This is a genomic window from Marinobacter sp. DSM 26671 (assembly GCF_900112835.1).
GTDB classification, from domain to species: Bacteria; Pseudomonadota; Gammaproteobacteria; order Pseudomonadales; family Oleiphilaceae; genus Marinobacter; species Marinobacter flavimaris.
In genome coordinates this window covers 157689-175443 of sequence record NZ_FONF01000001.1, presented here as the reverse complement: position 1 = coordinate 175443, position 17755 = coordinate 157689, and the positions used below count along the sequence as shown (strand labels likewise).

Annotated in this window: 16 protein-coding genes; 7 read left to right on the top strand and 9 right to left on the bottom strand. The window is 56.9% G+C overall.

The features are described from left to right. Window positions 1-10: 10 nt before the first annotated feature. Window positions 11-1441 (bottom strand): cytochrome-c oxidase, cbb3-type subunit I, encoded by a 1431-nt coding sequence (gene ccoN, locus BM035_RS00765; protein WP_008174734.1) that lies wholly within the window; start codon window positions 1439-1441, stop codon window positions 11-13. A 220-nt stretch (window positions 1442-1661) separates the two neighbouring features. Between ccoN and BM035_RS00760 the strand changes: the two genes are divergently transcribed. Then, window positions 1662-2303: an alpha/beta family hydrolase gene (locus BM035_RS00760; protein ID WP_092029817.1), complete on the top strand. Its 642-nt coding sequence runs from the start codon at window positions 1662-1664 to the stop codon at window positions 2301-2303. A 9-nt stretch (window positions 2304-2312) separates the two neighbouring features. On the opposite strand, the gene BM035_RS00755 is transcribed toward BM035_RS00760, so the two are convergent. Beyond that, entirely contained in the window at window positions 2313-4154 is a 1842-nt protein-coding gene (locus BM035_RS00755) for a sensor domain-containing diguanylate cyclase (RefSeq protein ID WP_092029815.1), read from the bottom strand. A gap of 112 nt (window positions 4155-4266) precedes the next feature. Between BM035_RS00755 and rlmM the strand changes: the two genes are divergently transcribed. Next, window positions 4267-5343 carry a 23S rRNA (cytidine(2498)-2'-O)-methyltransferase RlmM gene (gene rlmM, locus BM035_RS00750; RefSeq protein ID WP_092029813.1) on the top strand — a complete coding sequence of 359 codons (1077 nt, stop codon included), beginning with the start codon at window positions 4267-4269 and terminating at the stop codon, window positions 5341-5343. On the opposite strand, the gene BM035_RS00745 is transcribed toward rlmM, so the two are convergent. Continuing rightward, complete coding sequence (locus tag BM035_RS00745) at window positions 5340-5630, bottom strand: antibiotic biosynthesis monooxygenase family protein (RefSeq protein ID WP_014577445.1); 291 nt, start codon at window positions 5628-5630, stop codon at window positions 5340-5342. The genes rlmM and BM035_RS00745 overlap by 4 nt on opposite strands. Before the next feature lie 86 nt (window positions 5631-5716). Between BM035_RS00745 and tusA the strand changes: the two genes are divergently transcribed. After that, window positions 5717-5956, top strand: a complete 240-nt coding sequence (gene tusA / locus BM035_RS00740) for a sulfurtransferase TusA (RefSeq protein ID WP_014577444.1) — start codon at window positions 5717-5719, stop codon at window positions 5954-5956. 12 nt (window positions 5957-5968) lie between these two features. Here tusA and dsbD read toward each other — a convergent pair whose 3' ends face one another. Continuing rightward, window positions 5969-7864, bottom strand: a complete 1896-nt coding sequence (gene dsbD, locus BM035_RS00735; RefSeq protein ID WP_092029811.1) for a protein-disulfide reductase DsbD — start codon at window positions 7862-7864, stop codon at window positions 5969-5971. Between the two features lie 187 nt (window positions 7865-8051). On the opposite strand from dsbD, the gene BM035_RS00730 reads away from it, so the two are divergent. The 3 genes from BM035_RS00730 to pdxB are packed head-to-tail and all read left to right on the top strand — an operon-like array spanning window position 8052 to window position 11065. Continuing rightward, the gene (locus BM035_RS00730; protein WP_092029810.1) at window positions 8052-8606 is read left to right on the top strand and encodes an elongation factor P hydroxylase; all 555 of its coding nucleotides are present in this window, start codon (window positions 8052-8054) and stop codon (window positions 8604-8606) included. A gap of 6 nt (window positions 8607-8612) precedes the next feature. After that, a complete protein-coding gene (locus BM035_RS00725) occupies window positions 8613-9896 on the top strand; it encodes a DEAD/DEAH box helicase (RefSeq protein ID WP_053112247.1) in 1284 nt (427 codons plus the stop codon). A gap of 17 nt (window positions 9897-9913) precedes the next feature. Continuing rightward, window positions 9914-11065 (top strand): 4-phosphoerythronate dehydrogenase PdxB, encoded by a 1152-nt coding sequence (gene pdxB, locus BM035_RS00720; RefSeq protein WP_092029808.1) that lies wholly within the window; start codon window positions 9914-9916, stop codon window positions 11063-11065. Window positions 11066-11114: 49 nt separating this feature from the next. Here the strand turns inward: pdxB and htpX are convergent, their stop codons facing one another. The 3 genes from htpX to BM035_RS00705 all read right to left on the bottom strand — a co-directional run bounded on the left by htpX (window position 11115) and on the right by BM035_RS00705 (window position 13788). Further along, window positions 11115-11996: a protease HtpX gene (gene htpX, locus BM035_RS00715; RefSeq protein WP_053112243.1), complete on the bottom strand. Its 882-nt coding sequence runs from the start codon at window positions 11994-11996 to the stop codon at window positions 11115-11117. Window positions 11997-12091: 95 nt separating this feature from the next. Continuing rightward, window positions 12092-12562, bottom strand: a complete 471-nt coding sequence (locus tag BM035_RS00710) for a hypothetical protein (protein ID WP_088557032.1) — start codon at window positions 12560-12562, stop codon at window positions 12092-12094. Between the two features lie 11 nt (window positions 12563-12573). After that, window positions 12574-13788 carry a pyridoxal phosphate-dependent aminotransferase gene (locus tag BM035_RS00705; RefSeq protein ID WP_014577437.1) on the bottom strand — a complete coding sequence of 405 codons (1215 nt, stop codon included), beginning with the start codon at window positions 13786-13788 and terminating at the stop codon, window positions 12574-12576. A gap of 252 nt (window positions 13789-14040) precedes the next feature. Between BM035_RS00705 and BM035_RS00700 the strand changes: the two genes are divergently transcribed. Next, window positions 14041-14532 (top strand): glutathione peroxidase, encoded by a 492-nt coding sequence (locus BM035_RS00700; RefSeq protein WP_092029806.1) that lies wholly within the window; start codon window positions 14041-14043, stop codon window positions 14530-14532. A gap of 9 nt (window positions 14533-14541) precedes the next feature. Here the strand turns inward: BM035_RS00700 and BM035_RS00695 are convergent, their stop codons facing one another. Both BM035_RS00695 and BM035_RS00690 read right to left on the bottom strand, forming a co-directional pair. Further along, window positions 14542-16869, bottom strand: coding sequence for a hybrid sensor histidine kinase/response regulator (locus tag BM035_RS00695; RefSeq protein ID WP_092029804.1), 2328 nt, complete (start codon window positions 16867-16869; stop codon window positions 14542-14544). A gap of 53 nt (window positions 16870-16922) precedes the next feature. Next, entirely contained in the window at window positions 16923-17690 is a 768-nt protein-coding gene (locus BM035_RS00690) for a hypothetical protein (RefSeq protein WP_014577434.1), read from the bottom strand. Window positions 17691-17755: the final 65 nt, after the last annotated feature.

Below are 17755 nucleotides of genomic sequence, written 5' to 3'. Positions count from 1 at the left end.
CTCTCTCCCGTTACGCCGGCTGAGTTGCCGCGTTATCTTGCGCAACCGCATCTTTCTGACGCACGGTCATGTACACGTTGTAAGCCATGATCAGCATGCCTGACAGGAAGATGACGCCGCCGAGGAACCGGACGAAGTAGCCAGCGTAGGATGCCTCAAGAGATTCAACGAAGCTGTAGGTCAGCGTGCCGTCTTCGTTAACCGCACGCCACATCAGGCCCTGCATGATGCCGTTAACCCACATTGCAACGATGTACAGTACGGTGCCCACAGTGGCGAGCCAGAAGTGCACGTTGATCATCGCTGTGCTGTACATGCCCTGGAGTCCCCAAAGCTTCGGTACCAGGTGATAAACCGCGCCGATACTGATCATGGCTACCCAGCCCAGAGCACCGGAGTGAACGTGGCCGATGGTCCAGTCAGTGTTGTGGGAGAGTGCGTTCACGGTCTTGATGGACATCATCGGACCTTCGAAGGTGGACATGCCGTAGAACGACAGGGAAACCACCAGGAAGCGCAGAATCGGGTCAGTGCGCAGTTTGTGCCATGCGCCTGACAGAGTCATCATGCCGTTGATCATGCCACCCCAAGAAGGTGCGAGCAGAATCAGGGACATCACCATGCCGGCTGTCTGTGCCCAGTCCGGCAGGGCGGAGTAGTGCAGGTGGTGGCCGCCGGCCCATACATAGGTTGCGATCAGGGCCCAGAAGTGAACGATCGACAGGCGATAGGAGTAGACCGGACGATTGGCCTGCTTGGGAACGAAGTAGTACATCATGCCCAGGAAACCTGCGGTCAGGAAGAAGCCTACTGCGTTATGTCCATACCACCACTGCATCATGGCGTCGGTAACGCCCGCATAGGCAGAGTAGGACTTGAACGCACCGGCTGGCAGCGCCATGTTATTCCCGATATGAAGCACTGCAACGGTCAGGATAAAGGCGCCATAGAACCAGTTAGCCACATAGATATGCGGTGTGGCCCGTTTCATGATGGTTCCGAAGAACACCAGAGCGTACGTCACCCAGACGACCGCAATGGCGATATCGATCGGCCACTCCAGTTCGGCGTATTCCTTTGAAGTGGTAAGGCCCAATGGCAGGGTAATGGCTGCCGCGACAATGATCGCCGTCCAGCCCCAGAAAGTGAACGCAGCCAGGCTATCCGAAATCAGTCGAGCCTGGCACGTGCGCTGAACGACATAATAGGAGGTAGCAAACAGGGCACTTCCACCAAAGCCGAAAATAACGGCGTTGGTATGCAGCGGCCGGAGACGGCCGAAGTGGGTAAAGGGCAGGTCGAGGTTGAGGGACGGCCAGACCAGCTGTGCTGCAATCAGCACACCCAGCGCCATACCTACAATACCCCATACCACTGTCATGATGGCGAATTGTCTCACCACCTTGTAGTTGTATGTCAGGTTTGCATTTACTGTGCTCATAGCCTTACCAATGGGTTTAAAGTGGGGAAATATGCGGGCGCAAGTATGGAGAAACGATTAGCTGTTTGCAATGACTCAGGTCAAGTCCTGACATCCGTCAAATGCGCCGAAATCAGCAACATGGCTTCCTTTTCAGTGCCGTTATTGGAGTTGTTTCAGCTAAGGGAATGTGTGTTGCCTGAGTGCAATGATAGTCGCTTAACTGGATGAGGTGAATTCTGTGGAGTTGATTAAGACCAAAGGCTATGGGAATGAGCCGAAAGTTGTACTGATTTTGGCCCACGGCGCGGGTGCGCCGGCCGATTCGACCTTCATGGAGGAGCTTTCGGCAGCGCTGGAGCAAGAGGGCATTGAGACAGTACGTTTTGAGTTCCCGTATATGCAGAAAAGGCGTCTGGATGGAAAGAAGCGACCGCCCGACAGAGAGCACGTGTTGCTGGACTGCTTTACCCGGGTGGTTGATCAGGTGCGATCAGATTGCGGAACTGGCAGCAGGGTACTGGTGGGTGGCAAATCCATGGGTGGACGCATGGCAAGCATCCTGGCGAGCCGTCGCGAGGGTATTGATGGTGTCGCCTGCTTTGGTTATCCCTTCCATCCGCCCGGTAAGCCCGACCGCTGGCGTACCGCGCACTTCCAGAATGTGAGCTGCCCTATGCTGGTGCTTCAGGGGACAAGGGATCCATTCGGGAAACCGTCCGAGATGGCTGGCCATGAGCAGGAGTTGGAGGGAATCCGTTTGCACTGGCTGGAAGGGGGTAATCATGATTTCCAGCCGCTGAAAAGCCAACCACAGACCCAAGCGGAGCTGATCGTGGTGGCTGCCCGGGAAACCCGGATCTTTGTGGACGAGCGGCTTTGAGCCTCATCTCTACTGCACCCCGACAGCCTCAGAGAGCTCAGCGCGGTTGCGGCCCCTGCTTTTTGCACGGTACAGGGCCTCATCGGCCCGTTCGAACAGTTGGTTCTGGGTCTCTCCGGAGACGAGTGACGCGATACCTGCGCTGAGGGTTATTCTCACTTTGTTGCCGTCTGGGGAGAGCAGTGGCGTCCTGGCGATGTCTTGCAGCAATGCAGAACAGACATTCAAAGCTCCATTTGCATCGGTTCCGGGCAGCAGTAACGCAAACTCCTCACCACCGAATCGGATGGCAACATCCCGGGGACGTTTCACGTGCCGGGTCAGCATTTCGGCGATGAACTGAAGGCAGCTGTCCCCAAAGCCATGGCCCCAGGTGTCGTTAATGTTCTTGAAATGGTCGGCATCGACCAGCGCCAGGGTCAGTGGCTGGGACGTGCGCCGCGCTTCGGCGCACAATTCCGGGAATATGTTGTTCAGGTGCCTTCGATTGTAAAGGCCGGTCAGGGCGTCGTTCAGGCTCAATGTCGATAGCTTGCGGTTGGCCTTTTCCAGTTCCCGCATGGTGTTCCGCAGCTGCGCGGTTCGTTCATGCACCTTGAATTCCAGTTCTGTCCTCGCATTATGTTCCACGTCCAGAAGCTTCTGGTTCAGCAGGCGCCACCTCTGCACCATCGCATAGTTCAGCAGGATCACCTGTCCTCCCACTGCGGATTGCATCAGCGCCTCCCGTGCAAGAAAGTCATGCAGATAGCCAAAAGCCGCCAGGGCATAGATCAGGCCACCAACGAGCATGATCAGCCAGGCCAGCAGATACCACATAGCCGGCTGATACCCCTGTTTCCAACGAACCGCTGCGATGATGAACAGGCTTGAAATAACCGTCAGTGCAAGAACGGTATTGAGCAGAATGGTTTTGTTGTAGGGCAGTATCAGTGTTAGTGCCAGGAAGCCAATGCAGAACCAGGCCTGCCCTTTGAGGACTGTTTCCGAGATGGTTCCGCGGTCTACTTCCAGGAAGGACCGGCCGAAAAGGATCATGGCCAGGGCGCAAAGGGACAAAGACAAGGGGATGGATGTATTGGCAAAGCCCGGGTTGTCTGGCCAGAAGTACTGGTTCGCGAAGCCGCCCATGGCGAACAGAAAGAGTCCGAGTGCTGCCAGGTAAAACGCGTTGTAGAAGTAATAGCCGGTCCCGGAGCTGAAAAACAGCAGCAGGTTGAAGACCGCAAAGACCAGGAGCGCGCCGTAGAATAGCCCGTGGGTCAGTGTCAGATGATTACTGCGGGCAATGACTTCTGCCAGGGTTTCAAAGCTGAGCGGCACGTTCAGAGCGCCATTGCTGTGGATTCGGATCGTCAGGGACCGGGTTTCACCGCCATCCAGTGTGACGGGAAGCAGAAAGTACCGGTAGTCTACCGCCCTGGACCCGAAAGGCCGTTGATCTCCGGTAACCAGTGTCTCTGTAGTATCATTCCCCGTCTGCCAGAATGTGACTTCGTCCAGCAGCGGGTAGTTGAGTTTCAGATACCAGGCGGCCCGCTCAGCGCCGGAGTTCCTGACGTGCAGGTGTACCCAGTAAACGGATTTGGTGTGGCTGAATACCAGGTCCCGGCCGTTTGCAGGGGTCCAATTGATATTTCGGGGGAGTTGGTCCGGATTCCTTGCTTCATGTCCGGGCGCGCCCGGCGGCGCACTGTAATAGCAAACGTATTGCATCAGGGAAGCGCGGGCAGCAGTATCGGTGGCCTCGAGGACAGGGCAGTCCGACGCCATCGAACCCGTGTCTGGCAGCGCCAGGGCAGGGGCCAGCAAAAGGCAGAGAATGGCAATCAAACGCAAAACGGACGACATTCATGGCTTCCCGCGGTTATCAGAGCGGGAAGTGTAGCCAGAGAAGACAATCTAAGCTGTTAAACAGTTTCAACTTTTACGGGTTGGTCTCCGACCCTGATTCAGGAAATGCATGGAACAGATTCTTGTGTTTTGCCGGCCAGGCTTTGAAACCGAAGCCGGCCGTGAAATGACCGACTCAGCCTCGGAGCGAGGTATTTTCGGGTATTTCGAGCCCCTGAAAGACCAGGGGCTGGTGCGCTTCTACCCGGCAGTTCCGGAAACTGCCGATGATGTGATGGCTCGTCTACCTCTTGAGGAGCTGGTCTTCGTCCGTGACTGGATTGTCGTTCTCGGGCAATTCAGACTGCCAGAGACCGACAGAGTCGGTGCCGTTATCGAGGGAATCCGTGGACTTGGGCGCGGTTTTCCGGGTTGTGCGCGGCTGGAAGTCCGGTTACCGGAAAACAACGCGGATGGAGACCTTGGAAACTTTGCCCGAAAGTGGGTGTCGCCGCTCTCCCGAGGTTTGCGAGGAGCCGGCCTCCTGAAGGCTGACCAGAATGCTCCTGCGCCGGCGCGTCTCGAGGTTTTCCTCCCCGATTTTACGTCGGCGGTCGTCGGTTTCAGTCTGGCGGATAACCGGGCACGTTACGTTGGTGGCATCCCGCGCCTGCGGCTGCCGGCATCAGCGCCCAGTCGTTCTGCCCTCAAGCTCGAAGAGGCCTGGAAGGTGTTTCTGCCTCCGGAACAGGAGCTGGACTACCTTGGTGGTGGCAAGAAGGCCGCGGATCTTGGGGCCGCTCCGGGCGGATGGACCTGGCAGCTTGTGCGTCAGGGGATGATGGTAACCGCAGTGGACAACGGCCCAATGAACCCTGAATTGATGGCCTCTGGACAGGTGGAGCATGTTGAGGCGGATGGTTATGGTTGGCGGCCAAGGCGCGGCATCGACTGGATGGTCTGCGACATTGTGGATCAGCCCCGGAAAACGGCAAAATTGGCTGTGACCTGGCTAGGTGACGGCCTTTGCCGTTACACGGTTTTCAATCTGAAGCTGCCTATGAAAAAGCGCTATGACGAGTGGCTGATTTGCCGGGACATTCTCGTTGATGGCTTGAAAGAGGCGGGCATCGGTTTTCGCCTTAAAGCCCGCCACCTTTACCATGACAGGGAAGAAATAACCTGTTTCATCGAGCGGACGGGTTAAAAGGCGCTTTGCTCCAGCACTGTAATGTGCTCTTCTTCGTCCATCATGGGGATAAGCTCCAGCATGAGTTCACGGCGCTCATCGGAGTGAAACCATCGATCCCAGTCTGCTTCGGAGCGCCAGTTCGCCAGTGTTATCCGGTGATTGGGGTCGTGGCTGTCGAGCAGGGTTTCGCCAGAAATGAAACCGGGGGCACTGACAGCCTGCTGCAGAACCTTGCGCGACCGTTCTTCGTAGGCTGTTTCAAGGGTTTCGGCAATATGGCGTTCGATCAGAACCCGGATCATGAGAAACCTCCAAGTGGTTTAACTGTTATAAACAATAATTTAGCAGGTTTTTACGAAAAATCAGGTTCATTGACAGGAGACGACGTGTGACCGCAACTGACTACGACCTTGAGCTGGACGCCCGGGGCCTTTTCTGCCCGGAACCGGTCATGATGCTTCATAATCGGATCAACGATGTCCAACCTGGTGGCGTGTTGCGGGTTGTGGCGACAGACCCCTCTACCACCCGGGACATACCGAGGTTCTGCCAGTTTCTCGGCCATGAACTGGTGAAACAGCTGGAAGAGGACGATCTGTTTATCTACCTGATACGCCGGGGACAATAGCGATTTTGTCAGTCAGACTTCCGGCTGCAGCGCCTGCAGGTGACCAAGGAATTCCTCCCGATCCATTTCGCCCAGCACTCTTCGTTGGGCAATTTCTTCCCCGTTGCTGCCATAAAATAGTATGGCTGGAGGCCCGAACAGGCCCAGTTCGTCCAGCATGGCCTGCTGCTCGGGCGTGTTGTCCGTCATGTCGATCTGAAGCAGGGTGAAGGGGCTGAGCGCCTGGATTACATCCGGTTTGCTGAAAACATTGCGTTCCATCACCTTGCACGAGATGCACCAGTCGGCGTAGAAATCGAGCAGCACGGGCCGGCCCTGCTCACGAGCCTGTTCTAGCATCGCCTGAATATCCGCTGGCCGTTCGACCCGCACGAAATCAGCGTGCTGAATGCCAGCGGTCCCAATGCCGCCTGACGATGCCGAGGCAATGGTGAATGGTGCCAGGGGTTTTAATGGGTCATTGGCGCCACCCACGGCGCCTGCCAATAACGCCAGACCATAGGCGAAGAGGACCAGGCCCAGACCTTTACGAGTGCGCTCCCAGCCCGCCTTGGCAGCGTCAAAGGCCCCCAGTTGAACGCCGGTGATGGCGACCAGGAGGCCCCACAGGGTCAATGCCAGCCACCCCGGCACCAGGCGCTCTACCAGCCAGATGGCTACGGCCAGCAACATCACACCATAGAAGTGCTTCACGGCGGTCATCCAGTGGCCGGTTGTTGGCAGGAGTTTCCGGCCACCCACCGCGACCAGAATCAGAGGAATGCCCATTCCAAGTCCAAGCGCAAACAGGGCAACCCCGCCGATTACGGCGTCCTGGGTCGTCGAGATGTACAGCAGGCTGCCAGCGAGTGGCGCAGATACGCAGGGCGATACGATCAGCGCTGACAGGGCGCCGATACCGAAAATACTGAATACCCGACTTCCCGTGAGCCGGTGACTGGCATCATTGAGTGGTTCGCGAATAAAGCGAGGCAGCTGGATTTCAAACAGATCGAACATCGACAGTGCGAAAACGACAAACATCAGCGCAAAGACGCTCAGAACCCAGGGTGACTGCAATTGTGCCTGAAGATTGAAGCTGGCCCCCAGCAGGCCGGTCAGCACGCCGGCCGCAGCGTATGTGAGTGCCATGCCCAGCACATAGCTACCGGACAGGAGCAGGGCATGGCCGGTTGTCCGGGTGTTTCTGCCGGAAACCAGCGAGGAAATAATCGGGACCATGGGCAACACACAGGGGGTGAAGGTGAGTCCCAACCCGAGGAGCAAAAATACACCGGCAATGACCAGGGTGGATTGCTGGGCCAGAAAGCCGGCGAGGCCGGTGGCGGTTTCCGTGTCGACGGGAACACTGTCGCCTGACGCAAAACCAGCTGTTGCGGCGGTCTGTGAGCCGGATCCGCCGCCACCCTGGTAGAACAGTACATCCCGGGTCTGGGGCGGGTAACACAAGCCTGCTTTGGCGCAGCCCTGGTAGGTTACCTGAAGTTCTGCTTCCCGAAGGCCAGCAGGCAGCGCGACAGGCACACGGGCGTCAACGGGATCAAAGAAAACGGTGGTTTTGCCGAAGAATTCGTCCTCGGTCACCGTGCCTGGCGCCGAGAAAGTGGGTTCGCCCAGGCTTACCTCGGGATTTGTAGCGGTGATGCTGATCCGGTCGCGATACAGGTAGTGCCCGGGCGTGATATTCCAGGAGAGAACCACGGTGTCAGCGTTGGTTGAGAAACTGAAGGGCAGTGCTTCGTCGACGGGCAGAAAGTCGCTACCCTGGCCACCGAAAAGCGAGCCTCCATTGCCGCCGAGTGCCCAGGCGGAGGGGGAACTCAAACACACAAGGGCGAGTGCCAGAATCAGGCCCAGAGGATTCGCCCATTGGCGTTTTGTCGTCGTTACTACAGCAAAAGCCATCATTGATTGTAAGATTTCCCGGTTGGTGTCTCTCTGTTCAGAGTCTTTTCAATTGCGACTGTTACACCGCAATCGGCGCCGGCGCAAGCCAGCCATGGACACGACGTGACTGTCAAAGTTCCCTCTGGTATTGGGGGCGGTAAAGTCGCACAATAGCCACCCAATGAATCACAGTCCAAATGATCTTATCATGCTGTTTAATGACCTTTTCCGGGAAGCATACCGGACAGTTCTGGTCAAAGGCAGTGATGAACCTGAATACTTGCCTGCCAGCGATCCGGAAGGTCTCGCACAGGTCGTTTTCGCTCACGGCTATTATGCCAGTGCTTTGCATGAAATAAGCCACTGGTGTATTGCTGGTGAGCACCGGCGCACACTTCATGACTATGGTTACTGGTACTGTCCGGATGGCCGGACACTGCAGCAGCAGCAGGCTTTCGAGCAGGTTGAGGTCAGGCCCCAGGCCATTGAGTGGTTGTTTTCGGTGGCCGCAGGAGCCCGTTTTCACATCAGCGTGGACAACCTCTCCGGCGTTGGCGCCGCCGATGAAGAGCGGTTTCGGCAAAGAGTCAGAGACCAGGCAGGTGAGTATCTGGAACAGGGGTTGCCGCCCCGGGCCCAGAGATTTTTTGACTCGCTGGCCACATTTTACGGTACCGGAGAAACCTTAGAAGAACGCTGGCATGAAGATGCCCGACGTATCGCTCCGCTATATTCTGAATCAGGACATTCCCAGGAAAACTGAGACTTTATGACATCTGACCCAAAACACACCGGCGATCTGAGATTCAGCGATCTGAACCTCGACAAACGTTTGCTGGATGCCATTACGGCCATTGGTTTTGAATACTGCACACCCATTCAGGCCGAAACACTGCCCTGGACACTGGCCTGCGAAGATCTGATTGGTCAGGCGCAGACCGGCACCGGCAAAACCGCTGCGTTTCTGATTACGGCGATCCAGAGTTTGCTGGAAACCCCGATTCCCGAAAAGGACCGTTTTGCCTCCGAGCCGAGGGTTCTGGCCCTGGCGCCAACCCGGGAACTGGCGATGCAGATCGCGAAAGACGCTGAGCAACTGTGCCAGCATACCGGGCACAACGTAGTAACCGTTGTCGGTGGCATGAACTATGACAAGCAGCGCGATCAGCTGCAGAATGAGATCGTCGACATTCTGGTTGCGACCCCGGGCCGTCTGATCGATTTTCTCGGATCCCAGGACGTGTTTCTGGACCAGCTCGACATCCTGATCCTTGATGAGGCTGATCGCATGCTGGACATGGGCTTCATTCCCGATGTGAAGCGCATTATCCGCAAATGCACACCCAAAGAGGAGCGCCAGACCCTGCTGTTCAGTGCCACGTTCAACCAGGACGTGCTGAACCTCGCCTCCATGTGGACCAGCAACGCGGAGTTTGTCGAAATTGAACCGGAGCAGAAAACGGCGGAGCGGGTTGAGCAGACCGTCTACCTGGTGGGCGACGATGAAAAGCTGCCGGTGCTCGTCAATTTCCTGAAGCGGCCGGAAGTGGAAAAGGCGCTGGTATTTGCCAACCGCCGGGATCAGTGCCGCGACCTGGAAGAAGATCTGAGGAATCAGGGCGTCAAAGTTGCCCTGATGTCAGGCGAAATAGCCCAGAACAAGCGCCTCAAAACCCTGGACCAGTTCAAAAAAGGCAGCATCCAGGTCCTGGTGGCCACCGATGTGGCTGGCCGTGGTATTCACGTCAACGGCGTCACCCACGTTTTCAACTACAATCTGCCTGATAATGCTGAAGATTATGTGCACCGGATTGGCCGCACAGGCAGGGCTGGCAAACACGGGGTTTCCATCAGTTTTGCCGGTGAGGATGACTCGTTCGCGCTTCCCGCCATCGAAACCTACATCAGCCAGAAGCTGAAGACTGCCGTGCCCGATGAAGCGCTCATGGCGCCGATGGACAATCCGCCAATTACCCGCAAGCGCGGTCGTCGCCCGCAGGGTGGCGGTGGACGTGGTCAGGGTGGGCGCAATCAGCGTCAGCGCAGGAACTGACAGGGCCGAATATCATCATGTTGATCGTAGCAGACGAAAACATTCCCTTACTGGATTCCTTTTTCGGCGATATCGGCGAGATTCGCCGGGTATCCGGCCGTTCCATGTCGAACGAGGATGTCCGGGATGCCGATATCGTCCTGGTTCGTTCCGTCACCAGGGTAAATCGTGAGCTCCTGGAGGGCAGTCGGGTTCGGTTTGTTGGCACAACCACCATCGGTACCGACCATGTCGATCTCGACTGGCTCGAGGCCGCGGGTATTCGCTTCTCGGCGGCGCCCGGCTGCAACGCCAACAGTGTTGCCGAGTACGTTTTGTCTGTGCTTTCGCTGCATGCCGAGCGGCGTGGCCTTGCAGACTGGTCCCAACTCAGTGTTGGTATAGTCGGGGTCGGCAATGTCGGTGGCGAACTGGCCCACAAACTGGAACGCCTTGGATTTGATGTGCGCCTCTGTGATCCGCCCAGGGCGGATCGGGAAGAGGACGACCAAGAGTTTGTGTCGCTGGAAGAGGCCATGAAGTGTGATGTGGTGTCCCTGCACACACCTTTGACGCGAGAAGGGGACCATCCCACGCTGCATATGATTGGTCATCCCGAGCTTGAGGCTCTGGGCGCAAATCAGCTCCTTATCAATGCTGGTCGTGGAGAAGTCATCGACTCGTCAGCATTGCTGGCCCGGCTTGACCAGGGTAACGCGCCGACCGTGGCGCTGGATGTCTGGGAACAGGAGCCGAGGATTCACCCCGAACTGGTTGACCGGGTCTGGCTGGCGACACCGCACATCGCCGGATACAGCCTCGAAGGCAAGGTTCAGGGGACGGAAATGATCTACCAGTCGCTTAGCCAGTTTCTGGGCTTGCCGGTTCGCAAAAAAGCCGGCCAGTTTTTACCCGAGCCGGCGCTCAGCAAGATTTCCTTTACCAGCTCGGCCGACGAAGAAGATGCCATCCGCATTGCGCTGAGGGCTTGCTATGACCCTCGTCCCGACGATGCCCGGCTGCGGAATGCCATGACCGGATCCGTTGAAGAGCGAGGTGCGGCGTTTGACAGGCTCCGTCGTGATTACCCGGTACGTCGGGAGTGTTCCAGTCTCAAGATTCAGCTCAAGGGCACCAGCAAATCGCTGCAGGACAGTTTCCGGGCCATTGGGTTCAAGTTGAAAATCTGAACGAGTCTCACCTGTACAACAAAAAACGGGGCCCGAGGGCCCCGTTTTTTTACAGCTTGGCGTGCTGCAATGCCTGTATCCGGTCTTCCAGGGGCGGATGCGTCATAAACAGGGCGCTCAGGCCGCCCCGGGCTCCGCGATTGATGCCGAATGCCTGGAGCGAATCCGGCATCTGATCCGGCACTTCACTCTCCTGTTTCAATCTTGCCAGCGCGCTGATCATGGCTGTGCGCCCCGCCAGTTGGGCGCCAGCGATGTCGGCCCGGAATTCCCGCCGGCGGGAGAACCAGAACACGATCGTGCTGGCCAGAATGCCCAGGACAATCTCGGCAACGATGCTGACGGCGAAAAACCCAAGGCCATGCCCACTTTCGTTCTTGAATATCACCCGGTCAACAAACGAACCGATGACCCGGGAGGCGAAGATCACGAACGTGTTCACCACACCCTGAATCAGAGCCAGGGTCACCATGTCGCCATTGGCCACGTGGCCGATTTCGTGGCCCAGAACTGCCCGGATTTCGTCCTTGTTGAAGCGATGCAAAAGGCCCTCGCTGACGGCGACCAGGGCATCGTTCTTGTTCCAACCCGTTGCGAAGGCGTTGGATTGGGACGCCGGGAAAATAGCCACCTCCGGCATTCCGATACCGGCGTTCTTCGCCAACTCGGCTACGGTATCCACCAGCCAGCGCTCGGCAGGTGTTCTCGGGGAATCAATAACCCGGGCCCTGGTGCTCCACTTGGCCATTCGTTTGGATATCAGCAGAGACACGATGGCGCCGGCAAATCCGAAGACCGCCGCGAAGGCCAGCAAAGAGCCATACTGAATACCATTCTGGGCGAGGTAGCTATCCACGCCCAACAGCCGCAGTGTAAAGCTCGCGACAAGGATGACAGCAAGGTTGGTTGCCAGAAACAGCAGAATACGCATGTTGGTGCCCTGATCAGTTCGTCAAAGAAAATAAAGCCGCTATTCAGACCGTTATATGCGGTCGCGGTTCAATCAATCAACGAGCTTACGGTGATTTAATAATTGCCGCGGTCGGCAAAAAAGGTTGCCTGCATGATCTGGCTGATTCGGGCGGAGTTCCCCCCGCGCAGCGCCTTGCGAATCAGGTGGATGTGAGTGGAAAGATCCTCCTGAACGGAAGGGGGCAGATTACCGGCAGCCGTTTCCTCGGGGATTCCGAATTCGCTGGTCAGAGTCTCTGGCGCCGGCGCGCTCAGGCGGATAAAGGCGTCTCTGGTCAGAACCGCCTGGTCCAGAGCTTCCTGGCGGATGGTGTCGACGTACCGGAGCAGACCTTCCTCTGCGAGCCAGAGCAGGGCGCCGAAACAGGCCATGTGTCGCTTGCTGTGCAGGCCAAATTCGTCCGGCTCATCCGGGCCGGCAATGTCCTCGACAAACAGGTTGATGCGCCTGGGAAAGGCACCATACAACTGCACCAGGGCAATGGCCGCATCCTTGTAGAATTCCTCGACGTGAATATCCGCCATGGTTTTCCCCGTTATTGCTGGTATTGGCCAAGGAAATTGCCGAGCCGGCCCATGGCATCCTCGAGGGTATCTTCCCTGGGCAGGAACACGACTCTCAGGTGCTGCCTGTCATCGATATTGAAGGCCGACCCCTGCACCAGGAGGATCTTCTCCTGCAACAGCAGGTCCAGAACCAGTTTCTCGTCGTTCACGATAGGGAAGTGCTTGGGATCCAGTTTCGGAAACAGGTAAAGCGCACCCTGGGGTTTGACGCAGCTTACGCCCGGAATGTCGTTAAGCATGCGCCAGGCGGTTTCCCTTTGCTCGTAGAGCCGCCCGCCTGGTGCCACCAGATCGTTGATGGACTGGTAGCCTCCCAGGGCTGTCTGAATGGCCAGTTGGGCCGGAACGTTGGCACACAAGCGCATATTCGAGAGCATGTCGATGCCTTCGATCAGATCTTTCGCCCGGTGTTTTGCTCCACTGACGATCATCCAGCCCGAGCGGTAACCCGCTGCCCGGTAATTCTTGGACAGGCCGTTATAGGTAAAGAACAGCACGTCGTCGGCCAGCGAGGCGGTCGAGATGTGCTGGGTACCGTCATAGAGGATCTTGTCGTAGATCTCGTCCGACAGAATAATCAGGTTGTGCTTGCGGGCCAGTTCGATGACCTGCTCGAGAAGCTCCTTTGAATACACTGCCCCGGTCGGGTTGTTGGGGTTGATCAGAACAATGGCACGGGTCCGCCGGGTGATCTTCTTGCGGATATCGTCAATATCCGGAAACCAGTCCTGCTGTTCGTCGCAGCGATAGTGCACGGGCTTGCCGCTGGAAAGTGTGACGGCTGCGGTCCACAAGGGGTAGTCGGGGGCCGGGATCAGGACTTCGTCGCCGGTATTCAACATGGCCTGCATCGTCATAACGATCAACTCGCTGACGCCGTTGCCCAGGAAAATATCGTCGATATCGACCTTGTCGATACCCCGCTGCTGGCAGTAGTGCATGACCGCCTTGCGGGCGGAGAACAACCCCTTCGACTCCACATAGCCCTGGGCCTGGTGCATGTTGTAGATGACGTCCTGCTGGATTTCTTCCGGGACATCCAGTTCGAACGCTGCAGGGTTGCCAATATTAAGCTTGAGTACCCGGTGACCCTCTTCCTCAAGCCGGCGTGCCTCCCGCAGAACCACGCCACGGATTTCATAACACACGTTATCCAGCTTGGCGGATTTGTAGTAGTTCTGCATAAGACCCGGACGTCCTTCTTTTGAGATCGAAAAATGGCACCTGCCAATACGAGAGGCCTTTATTCTAGCGGAGCGAGGCCCGGCGGCAACAGGGGAATTATGATGAATTGTGTCGTGTTAAGGCAGATTTAGCACACAAACCTGAACCGGTTTTTAAAAATGATCGCCGTAGAGCCTGCATTGCCATGGTTTTTTGGTCTGTGTTGTGAACAATGGAGTCACGACGAACACAAACATCGAAGGGAGAGCTTCATGGCAGGCGAGACGGTCTACGATTTTACGGTAAGGGATATCAAGGGTAATGAACAAAGCATGGCGGAGTACCGGGGCAAGGTGCTCCTGATAGTGAACACCGCGAGTAAATGTGGTTTCACACCGCAATTCGAAGGCCTGCAGTCCCTGCACAACGAATTGGGGAGCAAGGGGTTTGAGGTTCTGGGTTTTCCCTGCAACCAGTTCCTTAATCAGGACCCGGGCGACGAGGATGCAATTAGCCAGTTCTGCAGTCTCAACTACGGGGTCGACTTCCCCATGTTTTCCAAGGTCGAAGTCAACGGTGATGGCGCCCACCCACTGTTTCGCTTTCTCAAGCATGAAGCCAAGGGACTGATGGGGTCTGAAAAGGTCAAGTGGAACTTCACCAAGTTCCTGGTAGCTCCTGATGGCAAGGTAGTCCGTCGCTATCCGCCTACAACCAAGCCGGAGGATATTCGGGCCGACATCGAGAAACTGTTACCGGCCTGAAGGTCGCGGTCAAATCGCGGGGCGCCAGCGGTCGATGACCGTCCTGAGCTCTTCGCGCTTGTACGGCTTGGTAATGTAGTCGTTCATGCCTGAGGCGAGGCAGTCCTCGCGGTCGCCCTGCATCACATTTGCGGTAACAGCGATGATCGGCAGGTCTTTCCATTCGGGGTTTTGCCGAATCCTCTGTGTTGCTTCGTAGCCGTCCATAACCGGCATCTGGCAATCCATCAGCACCAGGTCATAGTGGTTGTTTTCCAATGCCTGTATGGCCTTGAGGCCGTTCTCTGCGTGATCTGTGCGATGGCCGAGTTTCTTGAGCAGGCTGACGGCCACCATCTGGTTGACCTGATTGTCCTCCACCAGAAGGATTTTCAGGGAAGCCTCCGTGCCGGTTTGCTCATCGTCTTCCACGGCGTTGGCCGTTTGTTCCTCGCTGTCCAGCAGCCCTGCGGCCAGAAGCAGGCAACGTAGCAATTCATCCCGACGCAATGGCAACGAGAGCAGCTGTTGCTGCCCCAGGGCAGGGGGCAGGGTGCCGGAAGAGTCCACCAGTACGACGCCGGCGCCTTGCCAGTTGTCGGCGAATGCCAGGGTTTCTTCGTCTCCGGCGTTGGCAAGGGCAAGTAGAATTCCATCCGGGTGTCTGCTCGCGCCGCGTATCGGGATGCCCCATTTGCGAAGTTGGGCTTCGATCGCAGACCGGTGTGGGTTGTCCGGTGGTATTGCCATCGCTATGCCAATGTCCTTGAGCCGGGAATCCACGCGGGGCAGATCATAATCTTCGCTGGCTTCATGAACCGGCAGGGGCAGGGTAACGGTGAAGTGTGTGCCGCTGCCCTCCCGGGAGTCCACCAGAATCTGGCCATGCATACGTTCGACAAGTTGACGGCAGAGCGTCAGGCCGAGACCGGTGCCCCCATAAAGCCGCGTGGTCTCTGCATCAGCCTGGGAGAAGGGTGAGAAAATCCGGTGCAGGCCCTCAGTAGACATACCGATCCCGGTATCCACGACATCGATTCTCAGGCTACCCCCGGAGTAGGCTGCCTCTAGTTTCACGCTGCCTTCGTCCGTGAATTTGATGGCATTGCTCAGGAGGTTGTTGAGCACCTGGCGTACCCGTGTCGGGTCTCCCAGGAAGTCTTCAGGGAGATCCGGATCGATTTCGGTGACCAGGTGAATACGCTTGCGCCGCGCCTGTTGGGCATGGAGTGTCGCGCACTCTTCGATCAGGTGCCGGACACTGAAGGGGATGTTTTCCAGACTGAGTTTGCCGGCCTCCACTTTCGAGATGTCCAGTATGTCGTTAAGCAGCCCGAGCAGGCTTTCACCGGCGTTCAGGGCAATTTCTATCCTGTTGCGCTGGGCAGAATCCAGCTCGCCCTCGAGTGCCAGGCCGAGCATCCCGAGAACTCCATTGAGCGGAGTCCGGATCTCATGGCTCATGCTGGCCAGGAAATTGGCCCGTGCCCGCGCCCGGCGAACTGCATCTTCCTTGGCTTTGACCAGGGCGCGATTACCACGCTGCAAAGCATCGTTCTTTTCGGAGATCTCCCGGGTCCGGTCCGCCACCTCCTGCTCAAGCTGGGTGGAGTAGTTTTTCATGGCACTCTCGGCGTGCCGGAGTTGTGCAAGGCTCGAATCGATGGTTTCCAGGTGTTGGTTGATGATGCCAACCATGGTCCCGATCTCGTCTTCCCGATGGTTTGCCGGGATCGGAAGCCTGACCTTTTCCGGAGAGGTAGCCCGCACCTGGCTCAGTGCGCTGATCACATTGAGCATGGGACGGGTCAGCACAAAATAGAAAATGGCAAGGAGAGCTGCAGACAGGATCAGGCTTTTCAGTAGCCCGCTGATCAGCGTGTATCCGGCTCGTTGGAGGAAGAGCGCCCCATAGTGATAGGTGTCAATGGTGACGATCAGATGCCCAAGTGGCAGATCCTCAAGTTGCGGAACCCGGAGCTCCTGTCGAAATACGCGATCCGGCCCGAACAGCAGATCGCTGACCCAGCGATAGGGCGAGACCGGGCTGCTCTTGCTGGATGCTGCCATGGTCTCGTCGTCATTATCGGTAATCCGGGCATCAATGGTCGCGGGATGGCGAAGCAGGCCGTCGAGCAATTCTTCCGCCAGGCGGACGTCGATGTTGTAGGCAATCTGGGAGGCCGGGCTGTTGCTGATATCGATCAGCGCATGGATTTCCTTCTCCATGGAATCCTTCGCGCTAAAGTAGTCCAGGGTAATCTGGACCACATTCAGCACCAGCCCGAGGGCCATGGCAACGAGGACCGTGTCTCGAGTCAGTCTATAGGAAAGCCGTTGTTTGAAGCCGTTGCTCACGGGTTTGCACTGTCCCTGTTGACGGGCCTCTCACAGCGACCCGTTCGGTACCTTCAGTCGTCGTAATCGGCCTTTTTCTTCCACTCATCGTCGTGGAGAAAAGTATCCCACTCTCGGTCCAGTTTGGACTCTCCCTGCGGGCTTTCCTTACCCTCTGCACTCATGGCCTCAAGTTCCTGAATGCGCGTCCGGAAGCTCTTCACTGCTTTCATGGCAAGTGGATTGTCGCGGGATTTACCCATTTCGGTACTGGCCAGGTGATAGGCATGAATGGCCTTCCGGATCTGGTTCTGGCGAACATAGTCCCGGGCCTGAAACACATGAAGATCCGCGTGGGTCTTGTGGACAAGGAAGAGCACATACTTGAGGTTTTTCTTGGCGGTGGCCGAATCAATCCGCCCGCTCTTGTGCATGGCTTCAATCATCTTGAACAGATTCTGAAGCAATTCCTTGACGTAATTCGATTTTTCCGCGGAATCAATCTTGACTGGCGTGGTGGTGTCGCGCTTTTCAACGATCTGTGTTTTCAGTTCTGCAGCGGACTTCTGCCATTCCTTGACCGGCAGGTTCGACTTCAGGCCGGCCAGCTCCGCGCAAGCTTCTTCCATGCGTTTAATCAGAAGCAGTTTCAGATCGGCTGTCAGGTATTGGCCTGGAATTTCGGTCAGCAGGCGATTGGCCCTGTTATAGGCGTCTTCCTGAGCGGTAATCTTGCGCGCCCGTTCAATGCGGGCGCGTTCCCGCATCTGGCTGAGCACAATAATGACAATCGAGACGGTAACGATGGCCGCCAGCAGAAGGACGATCGTAGTGGTATCCATTTTGTCAGTAACGACTCCGGCTTCAGGATCAAATGATGGCGGGTGTACAAACCGGCCTCAAAACA